Source organism: Micrococcus sp., from assembly GCF_034179925.1.
Classification (GTDB): domain Bacteria; phylum Actinomycetota; class Actinomycetes; order Actinomycetales; family Micrococcaceae; genus Micrococcus.
Genome location: NZ_JAXFPG010000017.1, coordinates 1 through 23524, shown reverse-complemented (window position 1 = coordinate 23524; position 23524 = coordinate 1). Strand labels below are relative to the sequence as shown.

General features: G+C 73.4%; 20 protein-coding genes and 1 riboswitch. Of the genes, 10 read left to right on the top strand and 10 right to left on the bottom strand.

Annotated features, from left to right (window positions below):
* Positions 1–49: 49 nt before the first annotated feature.
* Both hisD and SPI96_RS03135 read left to right on the top strand, forming a co-directional pair.
* Positions 50–1369: a histidinol dehydrogenase gene (hisD, locus tag SPI96_RS03140; RefSeq protein ID WP_321080912.1), complete on the top strand. Its 1320-nt coding sequence runs from the start codon at positions 50–52 to the stop codon at positions 1367–1369.
* 206 nt (positions 1370–1575) lie between these two features.
* On the top strand, positions 1576–1944 hold the full coding sequence (locus SPI96_RS03135; RefSeq protein WP_321080911.1) for an RNA-binding S4 domain-containing protein: 369 nt from the start codon (positions 1576–1578) through the stop codon (positions 1942–1944).
* Positions 1945–1973: 29 nt separating this feature from the next.
* On the opposite strand, the gene SPI96_RS03130 is transcribed toward SPI96_RS03135, so the two are convergent.
* From SPI96_RS03130 to SPI96_RS03120, 3 genes are read right to left on the bottom strand one after another with little or no spacing between them, the layout of a single operon-like run.
* Positions 1974–2720 carry an ABC transporter ATP-binding protein gene (locus tag SPI96_RS03130; RefSeq protein ID WP_321080910.1) on the bottom strand — a complete coding sequence of 249 codons (747 nt, stop codon included), beginning with the start codon at positions 2718–2720 and terminating at the stop codon, positions 1974–1976.
* Entirely contained in the window at positions 2717–5614 is a 2898-nt protein-coding gene (locus SPI96_RS03125; RefSeq protein WP_321080909.1) for a hypothetical protein, read from the bottom strand. Before SPI96_RS03125 ends, SPI96_RS03130 begins: the two co-directional genes overlap by 4 nt.
* The gene (locus tag SPI96_RS03120) at positions 5611–6207 is read right to left on the bottom strand and encodes a hypothetical protein (protein WP_321080908.1); all 597 of its coding nucleotides are present in this window, start codon (positions 6205–6207) and stop codon (positions 5611–5613) included. Before SPI96_RS03120 ends, SPI96_RS03125 begins: the two co-directional genes overlap by 4 nt.
* 439 nt (positions 6208–6646) lie before the next feature.
* Here SPI96_RS03120 and SPI96_RS03115 point away from each other — a divergent pair, with 439 nt between their 5' ends.
* Complete coding sequence (locus SPI96_RS03115; RefSeq protein WP_321080907.1) at positions 6647–6850, top strand: cold-shock protein; 204 nt, start codon at positions 6647–6649, stop codon at positions 6848–6850.
* Between the two features lie 154 nt (positions 6851–7004).
* Here SPI96_RS03115 and SPI96_RS03110 read toward each other — a convergent pair whose 3' ends face one another.
* The gene (locus SPI96_RS03110; protein WP_321080951.1) at positions 7005–8891 is read right to left on the bottom strand and encodes an FMN-binding glutamate synthase family protein; all 1887 of its coding nucleotides are present in this window, start codon (positions 8889–8891) and stop codon (positions 7005–7007) included.
* A gap of 47 nt (positions 8892–8938) precedes the next feature.
* Positions 8939–10357 (bottom strand): AI-2E family transporter, encoded by a 1419-nt coding sequence (locus tag SPI96_RS03105; protein ID WP_321080906.1) that lies wholly within the window; start codon positions 10355–10357, stop codon positions 8939–8941.
* 63 nt (positions 10358–10420) lie between these two features.
* A riboswitch (TPP riboswitch) is annotated at positions 10421–10527 on the top strand.
* Between the two features lie 66 nt (positions 10528–10593).
* Here SPI96_RS03105 and SPI96_RS03100 point away from each other — a divergent pair.
* The 7 genes from SPI96_RS03100 (at position 10594) to SPI96_RS03070 (ending at position 18379) form a co-directional block, all read left to right on the top strand.
* The gene (locus tag SPI96_RS03100; RefSeq protein ID WP_321080905.1) at positions 10594–11682 is read left to right on the top strand and encodes a thiamine ABC transporter substrate binding subunit; all 1089 of its coding nucleotides are present in this window, start codon (positions 10594–10596) and stop codon (positions 11680–11682) included.
* 134 nt (positions 11683–11816) lie between these two features.
* Positions 11817–13475 carry an iron ABC transporter permease gene (locus SPI96_RS03095; protein WP_321080904.1) on the top strand — a complete coding sequence of 553 codons (1659 nt, stop codon included), beginning with the start codon at positions 11817–11819 and terminating at the stop codon, positions 13473–13475.
* Entirely contained in the window at positions 13475–14227 is a 753-nt protein-coding gene (locus tag SPI96_RS03090; protein WP_321080903.1) for an ABC transporter ATP-binding protein, read from the top strand. The genes SPI96_RS03095 and SPI96_RS03090 overlap by 1 nt, the downstream gene beginning before the upstream one ends.
* The gene (locus tag SPI96_RS03085) at positions 14224–14745 is read left to right on the top strand and encodes a TetR family transcriptional regulator (RefSeq protein WP_321080902.1); all 522 of its coding nucleotides are present in this window, start codon (positions 14224–14226) and stop codon (positions 14743–14745) included. The genes SPI96_RS03090 and SPI96_RS03085 overlap by 4 nt, the downstream gene beginning before the upstream one ends.
* A 224-nt stretch (positions 14746–14969) precedes the next feature.
* On the top strand, positions 14970–16370 hold the full coding sequence (locus tag SPI96_RS03080; RefSeq protein ID WP_321080901.1) for a ribonuclease H family protein: 1401 nt from the start codon (positions 14970–14972) through the stop codon (positions 16368–16370).
* 284 nt (positions 16371–16654) lie between these two features.
* Positions 16655–16954 (top strand): hypothetical protein, encoded by a 300-nt coding sequence (locus SPI96_RS03075; RefSeq protein WP_321080900.1) that lies wholly within the window; start codon positions 16655–16657, stop codon positions 16952–16954.
* Positions 16955–17353: 399 nt separating this feature from the next.
* Complete coding sequence (locus SPI96_RS03070) at positions 17354–18379, top strand: bile acid:sodium symporter family protein (protein WP_321080899.1); 1026 nt, start codon at positions 17354–17356, stop codon at positions 18377–18379.
* Between the two features lie 75 nt (positions 18380–18454).
* Here SPI96_RS03070 and SPI96_RS03065 read toward each other — a convergent pair whose 3' ends face one another.
* From SPI96_RS03065 to SPI96_RS03045, 5 genes are all read right to left on the bottom strand, one after another.
* Positions 18455–19960 carry an FAD-binding oxidoreductase gene (locus SPI96_RS03065; protein WP_321080898.1) on the bottom strand — a complete coding sequence of 502 codons (1506 nt, stop codon included), beginning with the start codon at positions 19958–19960 and terminating at the stop codon, positions 18455–18457.
* 253 nt (positions 19961–20213) lie between these two features.
* A complete protein-coding gene (locus SPI96_RS03060; RefSeq protein ID WP_321080897.1) occupies positions 20214–20414 on the bottom strand; it encodes a hypothetical protein in 201 nt (66 codons plus the stop codon).
* A gap of 257 nt (positions 20415–20671) precedes the next feature.
* Positions 20672–21661, bottom strand: a complete 990-nt coding sequence (locus SPI96_RS03055; RefSeq protein WP_321080896.1) for an LEM-3-like GIY-YIG domain-containing protein — start codon at positions 21659–21661, stop codon at positions 20672–20674.
* Between the two features lie 110 nt (positions 21662–21771).
* Complete coding sequence (locus SPI96_RS03050; protein WP_321080895.1) at positions 21772–22161, bottom strand: hypothetical protein; 390 nt, start codon at positions 22159–22161, stop codon at positions 21772–21774.
* Positions 22162–22422: 261 nt separating this feature from the next.
* Positions 22423–23160, bottom strand: a complete 738-nt coding sequence (locus SPI96_RS03045; RefSeq protein WP_321080894.1) for a hypothetical protein — start codon at positions 23158–23160, stop codon at positions 22423–22425.
* Positions 23161–23524 lie beyond the last annotated feature (364 nt).

The window sequence follows — 23524 nt, the reverse complement described above, 5'->3', positions numbered from 1 at the left end:
CTGCGGCGTCCCTCCGGCGCCGCACCCGCCGACCCCGGGAGGACCCCCGATGCTCACCGTGACCGACCTGCGCTCCGTGGACACCGCGGCCGCCGACCTGTCCCGCATCATCCCGCGGGCGGAGGTGGATGTCGCCTCCATGGTGCCGACCGTCGCCCCGATCATCGAGCAGGTCCGCGACGGCGGCCAGCAGGCCCTGCTGGAGCTCAGCGAGCGCTTCGACGGCGTCCGCCCCCCGAGCCTGCGCGTGCCGGCCGAGGCCCTGCAGCAGGCCCTGGATGCCCTGGACCCTGCCGTGCGGGCCGCCCTCGAGGAGTCCATCCGCCGGGCCCGGACGGTGCATGCCGCGCAGATCCCCTCCGGCTCCACGGTGGAGCTGGGCGAGGGGGCCGTCGTCGAGAACCGCTGGGTGCCCGTGGACCGGGTGGGCCTGTACGTGCCCGGTGGGCGCGCCGTGTACCCCTCCTCCGTGGTGATGAACGTGGTGCCGGCCCAGGCGGCGGGGGTGGACTCGCTCGTCGTCGCCACGCCCCCGCAGAAGGACCACGGCGGCCTGCCGCACCCCACCGTGCTCGCCGCGTGCGCCCTGCTCGGCGTGGACGAGGTGTACGCCGCCGGCGGCGCCCAGGCCATCGCGATGCTCGCCCTGGGCGTGCGCGAGGACGACGGCGAGGGCTGGCTGTGCGCGCCGGTGCAGATGATCACGGGGCCGGGCAACGTGTACGTGGCCGCCGCCAAGCGTGCCCTGCAGGGTGTGGTCGGGGTGGACGCCGAGGCCGGGCCGAGCGAGATCGCCGTGATCGCCGACGGCACCGCCCGTGCGGACTGGGTGGCCTCGGACCTGATCAGCCAGTCCGAGCACGACCCGCTGGCGGCATCGGTGCTGATCACGGACTCCGAGGACCTGGTGCGGGACGTGCAGGCCGAGGTGGAGCGGCAGGTGCCCGGGCAGCTGCACGAGGAGCAGATCCGGGTGGCGCTGACCGGCCCGCAGTCCGGTGTGCTGCTGGTGCGGGACATGGACCAGGCCGTGGAGGTGTCCGACCTCTACGCCACCGAGCACCTGGAGATCCAGACCCGTGACGCGCAGGCGCTGGCCGCGCGGGTGCGGCACGCCGGGGCGGTGTTCGTGGGCTCCCACTCGCCGGTGCCGCTGGGCGACTACTCGGCCGGGTCCAATCACGTGCTGCCGACCTCCGGGACGGCCCGGTTCTCCTCGGGCCTGAGCACGGTGACGTTCCTGAAGCTGCAGCAGGTGATCCGGTATGAGGCCGCCGGCCTGGCCGGGGTGTCCGAGGGCATCCAGGCGCTGGCCACGGACGAGCGGCTGCCCGCGCACGCGGTGTCCATCCGTCTCCGGGCGGACTGAGCCGGGGACGGCGGCGTGGGCGCGATGCGCGTGGGCGGCGGCGACGGGGCTGCAGCGGACCTCCCGGGTGTGCCGAGTGTTCCGAGCACTCCGGGCGGTCCGGGCACTCCCCTCGTTTCCCAGCGCCGCGGCGACATTCCAGCAGTGCTGACCGGCTGGAATGTCGCCGCGGCGCTGGGGGACGGGCCGGGGGACGAGGGACGGGCGTGAGTGCGGTGCGGGTGGACGCCTGGCTCTGGGCGATCCGGATGTACAAGACACGGTCGGCGGCGACGGCGGCCGTGCGCGGCGGGCATGTGCGCGTGAACGACGAGCCGGTCAAGGCCGCCCACACGCTGGCGGTCGGGGACCGCATCCGCCTGCGCAAGGACCACCGCGAGCGCATCCTCGAGGTCACCGGCCTGATCAGCAAGCGGGTGGGCGCGCCCGAGGCGGCGAAGAACTACCTGGACCACTCCCCGCCGCCGGTGCCCCGCGAGCTGCTCGCGGTGCCGGTGCGCGAGCGCGGCGCCGGCCGCCCCACCAAGAAGGACCGCCGGGCCCTCGACGCCCTGCGAGGGCTCGACCGACGCTGACGCCCCGACGACGCCCCGCGGAGCCCCGTTCAGTCCTCGCCGACGCGGACGGCGCGGTCCACGGCGGCATGGACGAGGGGGTCGTGGCTGGCCACGAGGACGGCGGCCCCGGCGTCGGCGTGCTCGCGCAGCACGGCGATGACCTCGCGGGCGGTCGTGCCGTCGAGGTGGCCGGTGGGCTCGTCCGCCACGATCAGCCGCGGCCGCTTGGCCAGGGCGCGGGCGAGGGCCACCCGCTGGGCCTCGCCTCCGGAGAGCCGGGAGGCGGGGGCGCCGAGCCGGTGCCCCAGGCCGAGCCTGTCGAGCAGCTCCACGGTGCGGGCCTCGAGGGCGGCCTGCTCGGCGCGCCGGTCCGCGGCCGGACGGCCCGGCCTCCGGGGGCCGCCGTGCAGGGCGACGGTCGCGTTGTCCAGGACGCTGAGCTCACCGATCAGCTCGCAGGACTGGTCCACGTAGCCCAGGTGCTCCCGCCGGTAGCGGGCCAGGTCGGCCTCGGCGAAGCCGCTGACCTCCCCGTCCAGGGTGCCGTCGGCGCCGTGGAACACGATGCTCCCGCCCATCGGCGCGGTCAGGCCCGCGATGTGCCGGATCAGGGAGGACTTGCCGGTGCCGGAGCGGCCCCACAGCCCGACCACCTCGCCCGCGTGGAGCTCGAGGTCGAGGCCGGGCACGAGGACCCGGGTGCCGCCGTCGGCGTCCCGGTAGCCCACCTGCACGCCGCGGAGGGCGAGCACGGGGGCCTGTGCAGGGGTGGTCTCTTCGGCGGTGGCGCTCATGTCAGCGGCCCCTCTCTCCAGACTCGGGCGATCTGGGACCGCCGGATGGCCACGGTCGTCAGGACCGTGAGGCACAGCATGGCGGCCGCGGCCGCCAGGGCCGGCGGCACGTCGGCGGCCGCCACCCCGAGGACGAGGACGACGGCGACCACCGCGGCTCCGGCGGCGGCGGACGCCAGCACCGGCACGAGGTGCCGGAGGAGGACGCGGCCCCGGGTGAAGCCCTGCTGCACGAGCAGCGCCGCCTCGGCCTGCACGGCGGGCCCCTCCACCCGGTGCAGCTGGATCAGCAGGGTGATCCCCGCGGCCACGGCCAGGGCACCGATCCCGAGCTGGAACGCGGTGTCCTGCGCGACGGCCTCCTCCGCGAGCAGGGACGCCCCGGCCTGCCGGCGGGCGTTGAGCACCACACCCACCAGCAGGGCCACACCCAGGGCGGCGGCGCCGCGGCAGGCGGCGTCCATCACGAGCCTCGGCAGGCTGCGGGCGGTCCACCGGGCGGTCAACGGCAGCAGCCCGACGGCGGCGCGCACCGTCCGCGGCTCCCGCACCGGGCGGGTCCGGCCGCGGGCCGGGCGGGCGGAGACGAGGTCCGCCGCCACGGTGGCGGCGGCGAGCGCGAGGGTCACCGCCGCGCCGAGCCCCAGCAGGCCCGGGTGGACGCCGGCCTGGCCGGGCTGCAGCGCCACCACGCCGATCCCCGCGGCGGCACCCAGCAGCAGGGCCAGAGTGGGGGCGTCCTCGCGGAGGTGGCGCCCCGCCGTCGTCGACGAGCTCCAGCCCTGCAGAGAGAGCAGGGCGGCCCGCCGGCGGCGGGGGGCGACGGCGGCGGCCAGGCAGAAGCCGGCCAGGGTGCCGAGGGTGGCCACGACCGTCATGGTGGTGGCCAGGCCCGAGCCGCCGACGGCGGCGGAGACCCTCTGCGCGGCGCCCAGCTCGGGGCCGAGCTGCTCGACGGTGCCGAGCGGGGCGGGGTCGCCGCCGTCGGGGAAGCGGTAGGAGACCACCTGCATCTGCCGCGGGGACAGGCTGGAGGCGACCACGGGGGTGACGGCGAAGCCCTCCCGGCGCAGCCGTTCGGCCACGGCGTCGATGGTCGCGAGGTTCTCCGGGGTGAGGTCCTCCCCCACGCCGGCCACCCGCACCCGCACGGTGCTGAAGGGGGCATCGAGGCCGAGGGCCTCCGCCGAGGCGGCGTCCACATAGGCGGCGGGCATCTGATTGGCGAGGCCGAAGCCGGTGGAGGCGGGGCGCAGCCGCACGTCCTGCGGGGTGCCGTCGGGGGCCGCCACCAGGGTGGTGGGCAGCTCGACATCCGTGAGCAGCGGCGCGATCCCCGCGAGGGCGGCGTCCGGCTCCGGGGTGAGGGTGCCCACGCTGACCAGCAGGGGCGCGTCCCCCGAGCCGAAACGCCGCCGGTCCTCGGTCACAGCGTAATACGCGGACTCCTGGGCGGTGGAGCCGGGGATCACCCGCTCGGGCGGAGTCGAGGTGCCGCCGGGCAGGGTGCCGGAGGCGGTCTCCACGGTGGCGGCCTCGGTGAGCGTGCCTCCTGCGGTCACGGCGTCGCCGCGGCTGAGGGTGGCCACCTCCTGCGCCAGATGCATGCGCGGGCCGGTGAGGTCCTGCAGGGGGTCCGTGTCCACGGCCGGGCCCGGCAGGGGGACCACGGTGGTCGTCAGCCCGAGTCCGCCGAGCTGCGCGGAGACGTCCATGGACGCCGTGACGCCCTGCTCCTGCGTGCCGCCGGCAGGGAGCTGCCAGCGCGGCTTGGGCATCCACGACTGCTGCTCCACCTGTGACGGAAGCGAGGGATCGACGGCGTCGATCGGAAGAATCCGGGTCACCGGCTCTCGGTACTCGTGTGTGGTGAGGTCCAGACGCAGCGGGGCGGAGCCGACGGCGGTGGCCAGCAGCGGCACCACGGTGATGCTCTCCGGCGTCCTCCCGGTCTGCAGGACGAGGTCCTCGAGGGACGCCGACAGCCGGTCCTCGGCCTCCTGCAGCGCCTGGGCCTCGGGGGTGGTCAGGCCGTCCAGGCGGCCGATGACCTCCTGAAGGGTGCCGGACGGCGCCGACTGAGCCAGAGCGCGGTACGCGGCGGCGGTCTGCTCCCGGCCGCTCAGGGCCAGCAGCTGCGCCTCCGCGGCGGCGTCCACCACCACGATCCGGTTGCCCTGTGGATCCGGCGGGGCCAGCGGTGCGGCCCAGTACTTGCCGGCCGGCAGCTCGTTCCATGTGCCGACGGGGCTCTCACCCCGGGGGCCCACGGCCAGGGTCGGCATCTCCACGTCGGTGCACGGGCCCGGTTCCGGGGGCGCGGGGACGCAGACGGACGTGTCCTCCACGAACGGCCGGACGTCCGGGATGCTCTGCTCGTCCGAGAAGTCGCCGACCACGCTGGCCTCCATGCCGAGCACGGGCCGCTCACCGAGACCGTCGTCCGTGGTGACCCGCACATCCACGTCGTAGGCGTGCGGGCCCTGGACGCTGCCGTCCGCGGGGTAGGCGATGTAGAGGGCGTCCTTGTTGGACACGGACGTCATGGCCAGGTCCCCCAGCGGGGCGGCGATCTCCACGCCCTCCACACCGCGGACGGTCTCGAGGTCCTCCGACGTGAGGCGGTCGGCGGCGCTGGTCCACGCCGCCGTGTCCAGGGGCGCGCGCAGGTCCTCGGCGCTCGGGGCGGCCCCCGGCGCGGACACGATCAGGTCGTAAGAGCCGCGCCAGGTGCGGTCCACAAGGTCCTTGAGCCGCTGCGCCGCCTGGGCCTGCATGAGCATCCCGAGCACGAGGGCGAGGGCGAGGGCACCGGCCACGAGGCGCAGCACCCGGACGGCGGCCGGGGCGGGCCAGCGGCGGGAGCGGCGGCCCGGCAGGGAGGCCGCGATCACTGGACCTTGGAGATCAGGACCGCACGGAAGGGGCGGTCGTTGTCCACGGTGACGGTGATGGTCTGGGGGCCGGTTGCGGCGGCCGGGGGGAGCTCCGCGGACCAGTCACCGCACAGGGCCTCGGACCCGGCCATCCACACCTTCGCCTCGCCGGGCCCGTCCGAGAGGTAGACGTCCGTCTTGCCGGAGGCGTCCGACGGGCACAGGAGGAGGACTGCGTAGCGGGCCCCCTTCTGCGCGTCCACCGTCAGGGAGACCTCCCCCGTGCCCAGCTTCTCCTGGAGGATGTCCCCCTCGTCCCGGTCGAAGAGCGGCGAGTGCGGGTGCTCGGCCACGAAGTCCGCGAAGGTGGTCCCGCCCTCGGCCACCACGGACTCCGGGGGCGTCGGCGCGCCGCCGGTGACGGGGGACTCGGTGCCCTCCCCCTCGGACGGCGACGGGGCCGGCGTCGTGGTGGAGGCGGAGGAGGGGGACGACGTCGGCGCGGCGGCGGGTGCGCCGACGTCGGCACCGCAGGCGGTCAGGCCCAGAGCGAGGGCGAGGGCGGCGCCGCCCAGGGCGGTCTGACGGAGGGGACGGCGCTCGACGGCCATGGCTTCTCCTTGTGGGACGGAGTCCTTGAGGGGCGAAGGAGGAGGTGATGCCGAAGCCTGCAGGCGGCCTCTACCCCCCCCCCCGTTGATTTGACGGGATCATCGCACCCCGGGCCCCGACCCGCACAGTGTGACTTCCATGTGACAGGGGAGCGCCCGGGCAGAGCGTGCACACAGGGGGCCGCCGCGAGAGCCTCCAACGAGGCCGCGCCCACCCCCGGGACCCCGGCCCGCTCGTCGATGGTAGGCAGCGGCCGAGAAGTGTGCGATGATGGAACCTGAAGTTGTTTCAGCTGTACATCGCACTCTTCATCGCAGGTCAGGCCCAGCTCGGGCCCGATGAGCGTTGGGCAAGCGGTTCAGTCTCGCCGCTTCATCCGGAGGCAGATCCGCTTCCGGCCCAACCGCCCCGTTCGGGGCACATCGAAAGGACACCATCATGGCTGTCGGTACCGTTAAGTGGTTCAACTCTGAGAAGGGCTTCGGCTTCATCGCCCCCGAGGATGGCTCTGCGGACGTGTTCGTCCACTTCTCCGCCATCCAGGGCTCCGGCTACAAGGAGCTCCAGGAGAACGACCGCGTCGAGTTCGAGACCCAGCAGGGCCCCAAGGGCCTGCAGGCCGCTGACGTCACCAAGCTCTGATCAGCACCCGCTGATCCCCTCCGGGGCCTGACCCTGGACCATCACGACGGCCCCCGCCGCTCCGCTCGGAGCGCGGGGGCCGTCGTCGTCCCTGGCAACGGGCCCTAGGGGCAGGCGCTGGCGGCAGGCGCCCGCAACGGACCCCGGGCCGGGCTCAGAGCACCCTGCCCTCCCCGCGCGGCTCGTCCGTGACCGGATCCGTGGTGCCGCCCGAGGCTCGCTCCTCGCCGTCCTGCCGGGCGGGGCGCACGGCACCGTCGACCACCGGGATCGGGGAGGTGTCCGTGGCGACAGGCCGCGCCGAGGCACGGGTGGACCCGGCCCCGCCCACCTGCGGCAGCGGCGAAGTGTGCGCCGGTGCCGCGGCGGTGCGCTCCGGGACCCTCAGCTCCGACTGCCAGTCCGGGTCGCGGTCGTGCAGGTAGTCGATGCGGGCATGCTCACCGAAGTGGTCGGCGTCCGCCTCCTGCCAGTCCGCATCCCAGCCGGGCGGCGGATCATTGAGCAACTCATCCTGGCGCAGCCAGTGATAGATGGACGCGTAGGAGCGGGTGCTCAGGTGATCCACCCGGCGCCGCAACATCCGGGTGTTCAGCTGGGCCGGGTCCGTGACGCCCATGGACGCCATGATCTGCACGGCCTCACGCACCGTCAGGCGGTGGTAGTTGAACACGCGGTTCGCCTTGTCCGGCACGTCCAGGGCACGCTGCAGGCGCGGGTCCTGGGTGGCCACACCCACCGGGCACTCGTTGGTGTGGCACTTCTGCGCCTGGATGCAGCCGGTGGCCATCATCATGGCGCGCGCGGACATGGTGAAGTCCGCCCCCTGGACCAGGCGCTTGACGATGTCCGAGCCCGTGGCCACCTTCCCGGCCGCCCCAAGCTTGATCATGTGGCGCAGGCCGCTGCCGACCAGCGCATTGTGCACGATCATCAGTCCCTCGGTCAGCGGGGTGCCCACATGGTCCGAATACTCCAGCGGGGCTGCACCGGTGCCACCCTCCGAACCGTCCACGATGATGTAGTCCGGGGCGGTCCGCTCCTCCCACATGGCTTTGCACATGGCCAGCACGTCCACGCGGGAACCCACACAGAACTTGATGCCGATCGGCTTGCCGCCGGAGAGCTCCCGCAGCCGGCCCACGAACCGCACCATCTCCCGCGGGGTGCGGAACGCCGAGTGCGAGGCCGGGGAGAGGCAGTCCTGGTCCATGGGGATCTCACGGGCCTCGGCGATCTCCTTCGAGATCTTCTCCTTCGGGAGCATGCCGCCCAGGCCGGGCTTGGCGCCCTGGGAGAGCTTCACGGTGATGCCCCGCACCTCCGGCAGCACGGCCTTCTCCGCGAAGCGCTCCTCACTGAACCGGCCCTGCTCGTCCCGGCAGCCGAAGTACCCGGAGCCGATCTCCCAGAACAGCTCCGCACCATTGCCGCGGTGGTACTTGGTGAGCCCGCCCTCGCCGGTCTCGTGGATGAACCCGCCCATGCCGGCGCCCTTGTTCATGGCGAGCACCGCGTTGGCGGAGAGCGAGCCGAAGGACATCGAGGAGATGTTCATCAGGGAGATGTCCACCGGCTGGGTGCAGTCCGGGCCGCCGATGTGCACCGTGGGCGGGTCTGCCGGGGGGTTCACCGGGGCCGAGGAGTGCAGCAGGTACTCGTAGCCGATCTGGTCCGTGTCCCGTTCGGTGCCGAACGCCTTGTGCGAGTCCTGGCCCTTGGCCCGTGCGTACACGATGGACCGGGTGTCCCTGTCGAAGGGCTTGCCGTCGAAGTTGCGCTCGATGAAGTACTGCTGGATCTCCGGCCGGACGGACTCCAGCAGGTAGCGCATGTGCCCGAGCAGCGGGTAGTTCCGCAGGATCGCATGGCGCTTCTGCGTCATGTCCCACACGGCCACCACCAGCAGGGCCAGCACGACGGCGGCCAGCACCCACCAGGCCCCGCCGCCGATCGCGGCGACGAGCACGACGACGAAGGCGGCCAACGAGAGTGTCGCGATGATCAGCAGTCTGTTGTTCACTCCCCCATGGTGCCGCATCTGTGACTGAGACGACACCTGCAGGGCGCGTCCCGGGGCCGACCAGGTCAGCGGGCAGGCTCGGGACCGGGCCCGGGCTCAGCTCTCACCCCAGTGCTCCCATCGGCACCCGAGCCAACGGCACCTGATGCACCACCGTCCGACACATCGGTGCTCGAGCCACCGGCCCCCAGGGCGTCCGTTCCGGGGGCACCGGAGGCCGGGGCGGCGCCGTCGTCGTGCCCCTCCCCGCCGAGACCGCGCACCGCGCGCAGGCGCTCGAGCAGGGAGGACTGCCGCCGCTCCATGCCCTTCAGGTCCGAGGCGATCAGCGAGTTGACCCACCGGGAGGCCGGGTCCGCATCAATCAGCACCGCCTTCACCAGCAGCGTGCACGGCAACGCCAGGATCGCCCCCAGCGGGCCGAGCGCCCACGCCCAGAACAGCAGGGAGAGGAAGCTGACCGTGGGGATCACACCGATCGCGTCCCCGGCGACCTTCGGCTGGATGATGGACTGCAGCACGAAGTTCAGCACCGAATAGCTCACCACCACCGCGAAGAACGAGCCCCAGCCTCCCTCCATAAGCCCCAGCAGGGCCGGCGGGATCAGGCCGATGATGAACCCGATGTTCGGGATGTAGTTGGTCAGCAGGGACAGCACACCCCACACGAACGCCAGCGGCACCCCGATCACCAGCAGCGCGACGACGTCCAGCACCGCCACGATCAGCCCGAACACGGTGGTCACCACCCAGTACCGGCGCACACCCCCGGCGAAGTCCAGCAGGGCCTGGCCGAGCTCATGGCGGGCCGTGTTGAGCAGCCGCACACGCCGGTCGATCGCCATGGAGTCCATGGCCAGGAAGAACATGCCCATCACCACCGTGATCAGCAGGCCGACCACGGCATACAGGTTCGAGAGGATCGTGGTGATCGCCGAGACCACCGCCGCGGTGACGGTCTGCGGGTTGATGGCCGCGATCTGCTGGGTGACCATGTCCGGGGTGACGCCGACCGTCTCCAGCCAGGCGCTCATCTGCCACACGATCTCCTGGAACCGGCCCGTGTAGTGCGGCAGCACACCGATCAGCTCCAGCCCGGACCACAGGATCAACCCCAGGAACACGGCCAGCACCCCACTGACCACGAGCACCGTGACGGCCGCACCCACCACCGGGTGGATACCTCGGCGCACAAGCCAGGCCTGCAGCGGGTAGGCCACGATCACCAGGTTCAGCCCGAGGAACACCGGGGCGATGATCGCCGCGATGCCCTGGAGGAACTGGACGACCACCACGATCCCGGCGAACGTCAGCACGATCACCAGCATCCGCGGCCAACTCCGGTACGGCCGGCTCGCATCCCAGGCGGGGGCGGGCGTGGAGCTTCCCCCGGCGGGCGAAGCGGCCGGGCGCTCGGCGGGCGATGCGGCCGGGCGCTCGGCGGGCATACCCGACGGCGGCGGAGAAGGGACGGCGGCGGTCACGGGGGAAGTCTACGGCGGCCACCGCTCCCCCCGGCCCGGCGCAGGGGGTATGCTCCGAAGCACACACATCGACAGGGGAGCGCCACCACCGGCGCTGAGAGTGCGGCCCGCCGCAGACCCTCGAACCTGCTCCGGCTGACACCGGCGAAGGAAGTCGAGACCTCCCCGGGGTGCGTGCCGCCCCGGACGGGCGCGGCAGGCGTCCCGGCCCCTCCCGCCCACGCTGGAGGAGCACCATGTCACACCCCCGCATCCGCCGCAGCCGTCGTGCCGCGTTCGTCGCGTTGTCCGCGGCCGCCCTCGCCCTGACCGGCTGCTCGGTCACCGCCCCCGGCGGCACCGATTCCCCCTCCGCCCCAGGAGCCTCCGGCGCACCCGCCGGCGAGGCCTCCACCGTGCGGATCATGACCCACGACTCCTTCACCCTCCCCCCGGAGCTGCTCGAGAGGTTCGAGCGCGAGTCCGGGTACCGGCTCGTCACCACCGCCCCCGGCGACTCCGGCACCGTGGTCAACCAGATCCTGCTCGCCAAGGACGCCCCCACCGTGGACGGCGTGTACGGCGTGGAGGACCACTCCGCGCACCGCCTCGTGCGTGAGGGCGCCGTGGCCGAGCACACCCCGGAGAACCTGCCGGCCTCCGCAGCGGAGCTCATGGTGGACGGCCGCATGACCCCCGTGGACCAGGGGCAGGTGTGCTTCACCACGGACCCGGCCTGGTTCCAGGCCCACGGTGTGCCCGCCCCCACCTCCATCGACCAGCTCGACGAGCCCCCCTACGCCGAGCTCACCGTGGTCACCTCCCCGCTGACCTCCTCCCCGGGCATGTCCCTGCTGGCGGCCACCACACAGAAGTACGGCCAGGACGGCTGGCAGGGCTGGTGGCGTGGGCTGCTGGAGAACGGCGGCAAGGTCGGGGCCGGCTGGTCGGACGCCTACGAGGTGGACTTCTCCGGCGGGCAGGGCAGGGGCGCATTCCCGATCGTGCTCTCCTACGTCTCCTCCCCCGCCTTCGCCCCCCAGACCACGGTGATCGAGGACTCCTGCACCCCGCAGGTGGAGTACGCCGGCGTGCTCGAGGGCGCACAGAACCCCGAGGGCGCCCGTGCGTTCGTCGACTTCCTCCTCACCGAGGAGGTGCAGGCCGCACTGCCCGAGGCCATGTACATGTACCCGGTGGACGAGACCATCCCCCTGCCTCAGGAATGGGCCGAGCACGCCCCGCTCGTGGCGGACCCGATCACCCCGGATCCGGCCCGCGTGGACGAGCAGCGCGAGAACCTCCTGAAGGAGTGGACCGCCCTGTCCGAGGAGGTGCAGGGCTGAGCACCCCCACGACGCCGGCCCCCGCACCCCCGCCCGCCCCTCACCCGGGCGGGGGCCCGGGGCCGCTGGCGCGCGCCCGCCCCGGCCGGCACGGGCAGGCCGGCCGCCGTCGTCGTCGCGGGCCGGGGGCGTCCGTGGGGTGGCTGGTCGCCGCCGTGCCGCCGGTGGTGTTCCTGGCTGTGCTGTTCGTCTGGCCCGTGGCCGCCCTGCTCTGGCGGGGCATCGGGGCGGAGACCCCGGGCGGCGGCCTCGGCGCCGGACTGGACCTGTCCGCGTTCGCCCACACCCTCGCCCGCGAGCGCACCTGGCGGATCCTCGGCCAGACCCTCGGCATGGCCGCCGCAGGCACCGCCCTCTCCCTCGCGCTCGGGCTGCCGGCCGCGTTCGTGCTGCACCGCCGCCGCTTCCCCGGCCGGGCCGCCCTGCGCGCCCTCGTGCTCGTGCCCTTCGTGCTGCCCACCGTGGTGGTGGGCGTCGCCTTCCGGGCGCTGCTGGCCCCCGGAGGCCCCCTCGGGTGGACGGGCCTGGACCAGACGACGGCCGCCGTCGTGATGGCCATGGTGTTCTTCAACGTGTCCGTGGTGGTGCGCCAGGTGGGCGCCCTGTGGTCTGCTCTGGACCCCCGGCAGGCCGAGGCCGCCCGCACCCTCGGGGCCGGGCCGTGGCGCACATTCTGCACCGTCACCCTGCCCCAGCTCGCCCCCGCCCTGGCCAGCGCCGCCGCCCTCGTGTTCCTGTTCTGCGCCTCCGCGTTCGGAATCGTGCAGACCCTCGGACGGCCCGGCTACGGCACCCTCGAATCGGAGATCTGGGTGCAGACCTCCGTGTACCTGGACCTGCGCACCGCCGCCGTGTTCTCCGCCCTGCAGCTGGCCGTGGTGCTCACCGCCGTCGGCCTGTCCGCACTGACCGGTGCCCGCCTGCGCCGCGCCCTGCACCTGCAGGACTCCCCCCCGCTGCGCCTGCGCCGCACCGACACACCCGCCACCGCCCTCACCCTGGCCGTGGGGGTGCTCGTGGCCGCCCCGATCCTCACACTCACGGTGCGCTCACTCCACTCCACCCAGGGCTGGGGGCTGCACAACTACCGGATGCTCGCCACGAGCGCCGGCACCGGGTTCACCGGCGGGGTGACCCCCACGGATGCGCTCCTGCAGTCCCTGCGCACCGCCCTGGACGCCACCGCCGTGACACTGCTGGTGGCCGTGCCGCTCTCCCTGCTGCTCACCCGCCCCTTCCGCAGCCGGGCCGCCCGCACCGCCCAGCGCGCACTCGACGGCGCCCTGTTGCTGCCGTTGGGGGTGTCCGCGGTGACGGTGGGCTTCGGGTTCGTCGTCTCCCTGTGGCGGGTGTGGCCGGCACTGGCCGCCTCCGGGGCGCTCGTGCCCCTGGCGCAGGCCGTGGTGGCACTGCCCCTGGCCGTGCGCGCCCTCGTGCCCGTGCTCGACGCCGTGGACCACCGCCTGCGGGAGGCCGCCGCCACGCTCGGGGCCGGGCCGCTGCGTGTGCTCCTCACCGTGGACGGGCCCTTCCTCGCCCGAGGTGTGGGGGTGGCCGCCGGGTTCGCGTTCGCGGTGTCCCTCGGCGAGTTCGGGGCGACCACCTTCCTCGCCGCCCCCGACCGGCCCACCCTGCCGGTGCTCATCGCCCGGCTGCTGGGCAGGCCCGGAGCGGACAACTACGGGATGGCGCTCGCGGCGGCCACGGTGCTGGCCGTGCTGAGTGCCGGGATCATGCTGGTGTGCGAACGGCTGCGCCCCCGGGGCGCGACCTCAGGGGCAGGAGGCCTGTGATGCAACAGACGACGACGGACCACGGCGGCGCCGGCCTGCGCCTGCAGGGCGTGGCGGTGCGCTACCCGGACGGCTCCGTGCCCGTGCAGGGTGTGGACCTGGAGCTCGCCCCCGGGGAGATCGTGGCCCTCGTGGGGGCCTCAGGCTCGGGCAAGTCCACCGTGCTGCGCGGGGTGGCCGGGCTCGAGGAGGTGGTGGCCGGCGTCGTGGAGATCGACGGCACCGCCGTGGACGGCCCGCATACCCGGGCCGTGCCCCCGCACCGGCGCGGGGTGGGCCTGGTGTTCCAGGACGGGCAGCTGTTCCCGCACCGCACCGTGGCCCGGAACGTGGCCTACGGGCTTGAGGCCGCCGGCTGGGACCGGGCACGACGCCGGGAGCGGGTGGCCCGCATGCTCGAGCTCGTGGGGCTCACCGAGCTCGCGGACCGGCCCGTCCAGCGGCTCTCCGGCGGCCAGGCCCAGCGCGTGGCACTGGCCCGCTCCCTGGCGCCGTCCCCGCGCGTGCTGCTGCTGGACGAGCCGCTCTCCGCCCTCGACGCCGAGCTGCGCGCCCGCCTGGCCCGAGAGATCCGCGAGGTGCTGCAGGTCGAGCGGATGACCGCCGTCGTGGTGACCCACGACCTCGCCGAGGCCGAGGTGATGGCCGACCGCACCGTCCGGCTCGGCCCCGGCGGCACCCTGAGCGACGCGGGCGGAGTGCGTCCCGGGGGCGCGGGCGGGGCCGCCGAGCGCGTAGATTCGGGGGCATGAGCCCCACCCCCTCCCGCTCCGGCGCCGCACGCCCCCGCCTCAGCGCGGAGGACGTGGTGGACGCCGCCGTCGGGATCCTGCAGGACTTCGGCATGGGAGACCTGTCCATGCGCCGGGTGGCCGGTGTGCTCGGCGTGCAGGCCTCCGCGCTCTACTGGCACGTCCCGGACAAGCAGACCCTCCTGGCACGTGTGGCGGACCGGATCGCCGCGGACGCCGTGGCCGCCGTCCAGGCCCGGGGCACCACAGACCTGCCCGGCCGGATGGCCGCCGCCGAGCACGCCCTGCTGCGCCACCGGGACGGCGCCGAGGTGGTGACCTCCGCCCTGGCCCTCGGGCTCGGCGGGCTCGCCCTGCACGAGCTGCTCCTGGACGCCGCCGCGACCCCCGCCGAGGGCGAGCAGGCCCTGGCCGTGCTCCTCGGCTCCGCCCTGCTTCGCCAACAGCGGACGCAGGCCGCCGCCCTCGGCCTGGCCCTCGGCCCGGACGTGCAGAGGCACCGGTCAGCGCCCGAATGAGGCCGGCCCCGCCCCCAGTCAGCCCCTCCACAGCCGCCCCGTGCCACCCCGCTGAGCGTCGCTCAGCCCTGCCATGAACACACCATCTCTGCATATGGTGTCTCTCACAGGCCAGGAGGACGCCCGCCCTGAGGCGGCCGCGCCTCCGACCGGACCGTCACCGCCTCCACCGGGTCCGGCACATCCCCCCGGAGAGGCGCCCACCGACCCCGCCGGACGCACCCATGGGAGCACAGAGCAATCACCCCACGCAGGGGCAGAAGCGGTCCCTGCACTTCGACGTCGACGCCTCGGCCCCCGAGGCGCTGCTCGACGTCGCCTGGGCGTACCTGGGCCCCGGCTCGCTCCAGCAGGGCTCCCCCGCCCCGGACGGCGTGTTCGTCCGGCGCCGCACCCCCACACCCCCACCCGCGGTGAGGACGGTGCCCGTCGAGGGGCTGGCCCCCGTGGACCTCACCGCCCCCCTCCCCCTGATCCCCCGACCCGCCCCGCCCCGGCTGCGCCACCGCGCCGACGGCGTGCGCGTCGTGGCCCGCCCACCCGCCATGCTGCCCGGCGTAGACCACGGCCCCGCCCTGCGCATGGACCTGCACCGCGTCAGCGAGGGCATCGTGTTCGTGGGCCGGCGCCTCGAACTGCGCGAACTCGGCGACGACGTCAAGGGCACCGTGGTGACCGGCGTCGTGCCCGCCGCCGAACTCTCCCGGTTCTGGGTGACCGTCACCGAAGGCCTGCCTCCCGGCCGGCCCGTGATCGTCCGCCTACGCACCGACGAGGACGCCGAACTGCTCAGCCTCCTGCGCGCCATCGCCCCACCCGGGCTGCGCGTGGTCTCCTACCGCCTCGACGAATCCCCCGTGGGCACCCAGCGCTCCAGCTACCTGCTGCCGGACGTGGACGTGCACCGGGTGGCCGCCAGCGGAGCCGTACGAGTGCCCGTCGAATCCCTGCACGCCACCGCAGAGGAAGAGGCCGACGCCCGCCGCGCCGGCCAAGTGCACCTCACCCGCCGCCGCGTGGACCGCTTCCTGCGGCGCAGCCTGCCCACCGTCAGCCACAACCTCTCCTACGGGGACACCGCTCACAGCCGCGACATCTACGTGGACGGATCCGTGCTGCGCGGCACCCGCACCGGCGGAGCCGCCGCCTACACCCAGCCCGGCCGCTGGGCCGCCCACGCGATCCCCGGTGCCACCCTGCCCCTCGAAGTGGAACTGGAAGCCCTCACCCTGGGCCACCTCATGGCCGCCTGGTCCGCCGCCCCGCAGGACCACGTGACCATCCACTCCGACTCCCGGGCCGCCCTCGCCCTGCTCCGCGACGCCCACCGTGAACGCCTCACCCTCGGCGGCGCCCGCGGCGAACGCATCCGCCGCGCCCTGCGCCGACTGCTGGCCGCCGTCGATGTGGCCACCGTGGCCGGCGTGCACGTGTCCACCACCTGGGTGAAGGGGCACGCTGGCACCCGCGGCAACGAGATCTCCGACGAGCTCGCCCGCTCCGCCGCCCGCAACACCGTGGCCGGGGTGTCCGCCGCCGAACTGCACGAACGCCTCGACGACCTCGTCCGCCTCTGGACCATCCACCCCGAGGCCGAAGAGCAGCCGGCCGACACCGGCACCTGACACCCAGCGCGCTGCGGGCGGGTTGGCGAGACCGGCTCCCCCGCGGGGCGGGTTCGCGGGGCCTGCTAGTCGCCGCGATCTGCGGCTCCTTCCGCCCCTCCCCCGCAGGCCGGGTTCGCAGGCGACGCGCGGGGGGGCGGGGCGGGGCGGGGCCGCAGGTGACGTGCTTGGGGGCGGGGCGGCAGGTGACGCGCGTGGGGGCTCGACACCGGGGAGGGGTGCAGCTCTACTGTGGTGCGCACCACGTCCGGCGACCGCCGGACACCCAAACCCAAGGAGGAACCATGGGCATCCTGTCCGGACTCACCCGCGCTCTCAGCGGCACCCCCCAGCGTGGACGCACCACCGGCTACGGACGGGGCGGCTACGGGCAGCGCGGCTATGGCCGGCCCACCCGGGGACGTGGAGGAGTCTCCCCGCTGGTCGGCATGGTCGGCGGCGTCCTCCTGAACCAGCTGGCCCGCCGTGGCGGTGGCCGGTACGGCCGAGGTGCCGCCTATGGCCGGCGTCGCGGCGGCGGCCTGGCCGGGGGCCTACTGGGGGCGGGCCTGGGCTCGCTGCTGGGCCGTCGTCGTCGGTACTGACTCGCCGGCGCGTCACGACGGCGGGCCCGCGCCCCTGCTCACACGCGCGCCCACGCCCCACCCATACACACATGCACCCACACCCGCACCCGCCCCGCCCACCCCTCGCCCCCCCTCGCGAACCAGAGAGTACGGCTCCTTTTCGGGCTCAAACAGAGCCGTACTCTCTGGTTCGCGGGGATGGAACGGATGAATGGAGTGCGGGGATGGCACGGGGGTGGAGTGCGGGGATGGAACGGGGGTGGAGTGCGGAGATGGAACACGGGGATAGAGCGGGCCTCGTCCACATCATGGACATCGTGTTCTAGCCGCTGAGACGTCAGGTTAACCTCGGGCGCATTCATCTCTCGGGACTCCACTCCCGGCAGGTGGAACCGCTCCCACAACGCGAGGAACACCATGTCACAGCAGAGCACCCCCACAGAGCACCATCGAGCCCCGGACAAGCACCGGGCCTCTGCGGCCGTCATCATCTTCCCCCTCGCCATGATCGCCGCCGCCGCGTTCGGCGCGCTCGTCCCCCACGTCGCCGGCGCGGTCACCCCATACGTCGCCTGGCTGCTCGGCTTCATCATGTTCACGATGGGCCTGACCCTCACCCTGCCGGATCTGCGCGTACTGCGTTCGCGGCCGTGGGTGGTGCTGCTCGGCGTCGTGCTGCAGTACACGATCATGCCGCTGACTGGCCTCGGCGTGGCACTCCTGTTCAATCTGGACCCCGTGCTTGTGGTGGGCATGGTGCTGCTCGGGTGCGTGCCCGGTGGCACCGCCTCGAACATCGTCACCTATCTGGCCGGCGGCAATGTGGCGCTCTCCGTGGCCATGACCGCGGCCTCCACCCTGATCGCCCCGGTGATGACCCCGCTGACCATCATGTGGCTCGCCGGCAGCTACCTCCCCGTGGACGGCGCCGCCATGTTCCAGCAGATCCTGATGATCGTGCTCCTGCCGGTGCTGGCCGGCGTGCTGGTGCAGCTGTTCGCCCGCGGCCTCGTGCAGCAGGTGGTGGGCGTGGTGCCCTGGCTGTCCATCCTGGGTGTATCCCTCGTGCTCGCCGGCGTGCTGGCGAACTCGGTCGAGGTGATCTTCACGGCCGGCGCCGCCGTGTACCTCGCGGTGGTGGTGCACAACGCGGTGGGCTTCGGCCTGGGCTACCTGGTGGCGTGGGCGGCGCGGATCAGCCCGCGTGAGCGTCGCGCCATCTCCATCGAGGTGGGCATGCAGAACTCGGCCCTGGCGGCCACCCTCGGCGGCGCCCACTTCGGCCCGCTCGCGGCGATCCCCGGCGCGGTCGCGGCGGTGTGGCACAACGTGGCCGGCCCGCTGCTGGCCCTCCTGTTCACCCGGGCCGACCACCGCACCCGCCCGGCGGCCGCGCACACGACGACGTCGGACGGGCGCCCCGCCACAGCCGCTCGCCTCTGAGCCGGGCACAGCATAAGAAGGGGCGGGGCGACCGGTTGGTCGCCCCGCCCCTTGCTGTGCAGGCCTGTGGGGGGCTCAGAGGTCGAAGACCTTGCCCGGGTTGAGGATGCCGAGCGGGTCGAAGGCGGCCTTCACGCGCTCCTGCAGCGCGTACTGGGCGTCGCCGAGCTCGTCGCGCAGGAACTCGCGCTTGAGCACACCCACACCGTGCTCGCCGGTGAGCGTGCCGCCGAGGTCCAGTGCGGCCCGGAACACCTGGCCGACAGCGTCCCACACGTCTGCCGGGATACCTGCGGCCACCCCGGTGGCGGAGGCGTCCTCGACCGGCTCGTAGATGGCGATGGGGTGCAGGTTGCCGTCGCCGGCGTGGGCCGCCGTCGGGATCTGCACGCCGGTGGCGGCTTCGATCTCGCGGATGCGGGCGAACATCTCCGGCATCTTCGAGCGCGGCACGGCCACGTCCTCCACAAGCACCGTGCCCAGGGCCTCCAGCGAGGGGAACACGAGGCGGCGCAGACCGGTGAGCTCGTCGGCGACTTCCGGGTCCGAGGTGAGGCGCACCTGGCCGCGGTTGGCCTCCATCAGTTCGGCCACGCGGGCGCCCTCGGCCTCCGCGCCGGGGCCGTCGGTCTGGACGAGCAGGTAGGCGCCGTGCTCGGGCAGGGCGCTGGCGTCCTCCCCGCGGGCCAGGGTGTAGCGGCGGATGGCGTCCACGTTGGCTTCGTCCAGCAGCTCCATGATGGCCGGGACCAGGCCCGCCGCGGTGATGGCCGCCGACGCGGAGGCCGCGGCCACGACGTCCGGGAAGAACCCGCCCACCGTGACCTGGCCGGAGGTCACCACGGGGCGCAGGGCGAGGGTGGCGCCGACGATCACACCGAGGGTGCCTTCGGAGCCGATCATGAGGGCGGTGAGGTCGTAGCCGGTGACCCCCTTGACGGAGCGGTGGCCCAGCTCCAGGAGCGTGCCGTCCGCGAGGACCACGCTCAGCCCGAGCACAGCCTCCCGGGTGACGCCGTATTTGGCGCACAGCAGGCCGCCGGCGTTGAGGGCGATGTTGCCGCCCACGGTGGAGATGTCCTTGGAGGCCGGGTCCGGCGCCCACCACAGGCCGTGCTCGGCCAGGGCGCGGTTGAGGTCGCCGTTGAGGATGCCGGGCTCGACGACGGCCACACGGTCCGCCACGGAGATCTCCAGGATCCGGTTCATGGAGTTCAGGTCCAGGCTGATGGCGCCGTCGCCGGCCACGGAGCCGCCGGAGATGCCGCTGGCTGCGCCGCGCGGGACCACGGGGGTGCGGGTCTCGGAGGCGATGCGGCAGACGGCCTGGACGTCTTCGACGGACTCGGCCCGGACCAGGCAGAGGGCGTCGGTGGCGGCCTTGTAGCCGGAGCGGTCTGCGCCGGCGAGGGCGAGGGCCTCCGGGGAGGTGTCCACGCGGCCGGGCAGGGCCTCCTGGAGGCGGGCGAGCACCTCTTCCGGGGCGACGACGGCGGCGGGGGCGTCGGCGGGGGCGTCACCGGAGGGGGCGGTGGGGGTGGAGGTGGGAACGAGAGGGGTGTCGGGTGTGTCCTGGCTCATGTCCGAAGCCTAGGAGGACGGCGGCGGTGGCGGTGGAACCGAACGGGACATGTTCACGTAGTGAGAATGTGCAGGTCGGAGGGGTGGGTGTGGGGTGGTGGAGTGGGGTGTGTGGGGAGGTTGGGGTAGGTGGCGACACCGCGGATCGACCATTCTTCGTCACATCGTCCGGAAAACGTGCGATACGGCGGAGAACGGTCGATCCCGAGAGCGTCGGCGAACCGGGCGGACGATCAGCGCGCCGAGGCAGCGGTCAGCGGAACAGGTCCCACACGCTGAACGTGGTGCGCTGATAGACGGCGTTGCGGGCGGCGCGCTTCGGGTCCCGCAGCCAGCCCATGCCGGGGCGGCCGTAGCCGGGGATGAGCTTGCGCTTGACCGCCCGCTTGGCACGAGCCGTGGTGCGGGCCTTCAGGGACTTCTTCAGCGAGGGGGTGCGGAGTCCGATCTTCATGGGGCGAGCGTAGTGGCGGCGGATTGCGGGTGTCAGTGCAGGTGCCGGCGGATGTGGCGCCGGATCGACCGTTCTTCGCGCAGTCGCACGGAGAACGGTCGATCTGGCGAAGAACGGTCGATGCGGCGGATGCCTCCGGGTGCCTGGGTCGGCGGCGGGCTACGGCGGACTGCGGGTTCCGAACCGGACCGACGGTTTCTCGGCGCACCGCAGCGGCCCGCGTCGGTGCGCCGAGAAACCGTCGGTCCTGCGGAGTGTCAGGCCGCGACGAAGCTGGCGATGCGGATGCCGCTGCTCCGGTGCAGCAGAACCTGATGCTTGGTCTTGGCGTCCACGAGCACCTTGTTCAGGAAGGGGTGCGCCTGGACGAGCCCCTCCTTCACCGGGATGCCCCACCGGACCTCCCGGCTCCCGTCCCCGCAGGGGTGCAGCTCCCAGCGACCCTGCGGATCCACCTCCCAGATGTACCGCACCACGGTCCGGCCGCCCTCCGGAATGCCCATCATCAGGAACTGCGGCATCGTCTCCGGGTGCTCCACCCACTGCCGCACCCTCTCCAGTGCGATCGGCCAGTACCGGTAGGCGCGGGCACGGGCCTCAGGCTCCTTCCAGGGCATGTGCGCGTTCCAGCCCAGGCGCACGGGGGCTTCACCGATCTCCTCCAGGACGTCGACCGGCGCGTCCTCTGCGAAGCCGAGTTCCCGGCGCCAGCGGGAGCCGTCGACCACAGCGAATTGGGAGTCGCCGAGCTGGTCCGCAGTCCCCTTGACGAGGATGATCTCCGGCGCGTCGCCCACCTCGGCCACCGGCAGAGTCTCCACATCCAGACGATCCAGGTAGACACTCTCCGCCTCCAGGGTCACACCGTGGCCCTTGACGGCATTCCGCAGCGGCTCACGGCCGAGTGAACGGCGGACGGCATCGACCGCGTCGATCGCGAAGGACTCGACGGCGTACGCCTCCTTCTCGTCCGAGAACGGCGCCGCGAGCTTCACGGCCAGGGGCTCGTTGTCCGCACTGATCATCGCGCAGAGCACCGCCAGCTTGCTGCCCTGGGGAAGGCTGTCCGCCTCGCCTCGGGCCAGGATCCGGCGCGCCTCGGCCACATGCTGCTCAAGGCGTTCGCCGAGGCCCTTGCCGACGTAGATCGCCGCACCCAGATAGTCCTCGACGGGACGCACAGCGCCTGCCTCACGCGGAGGCAGCTGCGTCCGGTCGACGAGGGCGTAGATGTAGTAGGAGCTCATGTGGTTGTCCTTCCTTCGTTCCGGCCACAGCCGGGGTGTCGTGCCTGTGTCCACCCCGGGCGGCGGGGTCGCCGCCCGGGGTGAGTGCCGTCGTCGTGGGTGGTGTGGTGTCAGAGGTCCGAGACGAGGTCCCGGATCTCCTGGGCAAGCCAGGCCCTGTCCTTCCGGATCGCGTCACCGGCGGTGCCCTTCGGTGCCGCGGCCGTCCGCTTCTCGTTGAGGGTGAGGAGCCGGCGGGCCGCCTCGTCCATCGGGATCACCTCGGGGATGTCCGAGGCGCGGGCCGCGAACACCACCCACATCTGCCGTCGCATGCGCGAGGCGAACGCCTGGGCCTCCGCCAGCCGATGGACATGCTCGGCCTTCGCCGGCCATGAGCGCACCGCCCACACGGACTCACGCGCCCCGTCGCACTTCTCCCGCCCCACGAGGGACCAAATCTTGACCCTGCACATGCTCCAGGTGGGCTGCCGCACCGCCCACCAACCGAGATCCGCCATGGTCCGCTCGAACGTCGTCGACGTGCTGATGGATTCCTCCTGCCTTCGGGGGCGAACCCCCGGCCCTGTTCAGTTGCCGCGGCGGCCTGTTCGACGCGATTTCTCGAACCCAACGCGACCGCCCACTAAACGTACACCATGGTTTCCTTACGTATCACTTGCCAAGTGAGCGATAAGAGTCCAGCGGGCATGAAGAAGCCCGCCCCGCGAGCAGCGAGGCGGGCATCAGTGGGCCCGACGGCGCCGGCGGACCCGACCGCGTCAGCGCAGGGACCACCACAGGGCGGCCTTGCCGGCCCCCGAGTCCAGCCAGGTGTCCAGGATCGGCTCGGCCCAGTCCCCGGCGGGGCGCACCCGGAAGGACCGCTGCGGGAGCAGACGCCCGGCCTCCTCGCGGTCCCGGTCGAAGCCGAGGATCTCGCGGCAGCTGACGATCAGTCCGCCCACGGAGATCACGAGCGGGAGGAAGCCGCCCTGGGCCTCGGCATCGTCCACCAGGCGCGCGTTGGCGGCGGACACCGACCACACCTCGCGGGAGGCGTCGTCCTGCTGGCGGCGTTCGTCGGGGTCGGCGGAGCGGTCCATCCGGCGGTCATACCCGTACCAGTTGCGCTCGTAGAGCACCTCGCCGCGGGGCCCGAACACCTGCCGGTGGCCCTCGCGGATGGGCGTGCGCTCACGCTGGCGGAGCACCAGCACCGCCGACGACGACGGCACCGCCCCCCGGAGGCGCCGCACCAGGGCGTCCTTCGTGTGGACGGGCTGACGGGCCAGCCCCTCGACGACCTCACGGCGGTGGTACCGGGTGCCGGCCTCCGTGGGTGAGACGTAGGCGAAACCGAGGCTGTGGGATTCGGAGAGCAGGCGCATCTGCGTCAGCACGCGCGTCATCCCGTTGCCTCCGGGTGCCGCGGCCGCCTCGTTGAACAGCGGGACGGCCTTGTGCACCGACACGATGTCCCGCTCCCCCAGCGGGTCCTCTCCCCAGTCGAAGGCCATACCCCGTTCCTCTCGGTCGACGTCGGATGGTGCCCGCGCGCCGTCACGGGCGAGCGGGGGTGCATAGTTTTCCATACCAGACTATTCGACTCAAGAGCCACAGGGGGAAGAGGTGAGGGGGTGGAAGGCCGGGAAGCCCGCCTGCACTCTCCCCTCGCACAGAAAGACGCGGGGCCCCCCCCCCGCCAGGGGGGGGGGGGCCGCCGCCCGGGGGGCGGCGGGGGTGGGGGGAAGCCCATGGGGCCACCCCCGGGGGGGCCCCCCTCGCCGGACCCACCCACCCCCGGCCCCACGCCCGCGGCCCCCCGCCCCGGGCCCGGGGGGGGGCCCCGCGTCTTTCTGTGCGAGGGGAGAGTGCAGGCGG

Excerpts from the sequence above, each read along its gene's own strand:
- hisD (WP_321080912.1), top strand. The coding sequence starts at position 50 with ATGCTCACCGTGACCGACCTGCGCTCCGTGGACACCGCGGCCGCCGAC.
- SPI96_RS03130 (WP_321080910.1), bottom strand. The coding sequence starts at position 2,720 with ATGAGCGCCACCGCCGAAGAGACCACCCCTGCACAGGCCCCCGTGCTC.
- SPI96_RS03120 (WP_321080908.1), bottom strand. The coding sequence starts at position 6,207 with ATGGCCGTCGAGCGCCGTCCCCTCCGTCAGACCGCCCTGGGCGGCGCC.
- SPI96_RS03115 (WP_321080907.1), top strand. The coding sequence starts at position 6,647 with ATGGCTGTCGGTACCGTTAAGTGGTTCAACTCTGAGAAGGGCTTCGGC.
- SPI96_RS03110 (WP_321080951.1), bottom strand. The coding sequence starts at position 8,891 with ATGCGGCACCATGGGGGAGTGAACAACAGACTGCTGATCATCGCGACA.
- SPI96_RS03100 (WP_321080905.1), top strand. The coding sequence starts at position 10,594 with ATGTCACACCCCCGCATCCGCCGCAGCCGTCGTGCCGCGTTCGTCGCG.
- SPI96_RS03090 (WP_321080903.1), top strand. The coding sequence starts at position 13,475 with ATGCAACAGACGACGACGGACCACGGCGGCGCCGGCCTGCGCCTGCAG.
- SPI96_RS03085 (WP_321080902.1), top strand. The coding sequence starts at position 14,224 with ATGAGCCCCACCCCCTCCCGCTCCGGCGCCGCACGCCCCCGCCTCAGC.
- SPI96_RS03080 (WP_321080901.1), top strand. The coding sequence starts at position 14,970 with ATGGGAGCACAGAGCAATCACCCCACGCAGGGGCAGAAGCGGTCCCTG.
- SPI96_RS03075 (WP_321080900.1), top strand. The coding sequence starts at position 16,655 with ATGGGCATCCTGTCCGGACTCACCCGCGCTCTCAGCGGCACCCCCCAG.
- SPI96_RS03070 (WP_321080899.1), top strand. The coding sequence starts at position 17,354 with ATGTCACAGCAGAGCACCCCCACAGAGCACCATCGAGCCCCGGACAAG.
- SPI96_RS03065 (WP_321080898.1), bottom strand. The coding sequence starts at position 19,960 with ATGAGCCAGGACACACCCGACACCCCTCTCGTTCCCACCTCCACCCCC.
- SPI96_RS03060 (WP_321080897.1), bottom strand. The coding sequence starts at position 20,414 with ATGAAGATCGGACTCCGCACCCCCTCGCTGAAGAAGTCCCTGAAGGCC.
- SPI96_RS03055 (WP_321080896.1), bottom strand. The coding sequence starts at position 21,661 with ATGAGCTCCTACTACATCTACGCCCTCGTCGACCGGACGCAGCTGCCT.
- SPI96_RS03050 (WP_321080895.1), bottom strand. The coding sequence starts at position 22,161 with ATGGCGGATCTCGGTTGGTGGGCGGTGCGGCAGCCCACCTGGAGCATG.
- SPI96_RS03045 (WP_321080894.1), bottom strand. The coding sequence starts at position 23,160 with ATGGCCTTCGACTGGGGAGAGGACCCGCTGGGGGAGCGGGACATCGTG.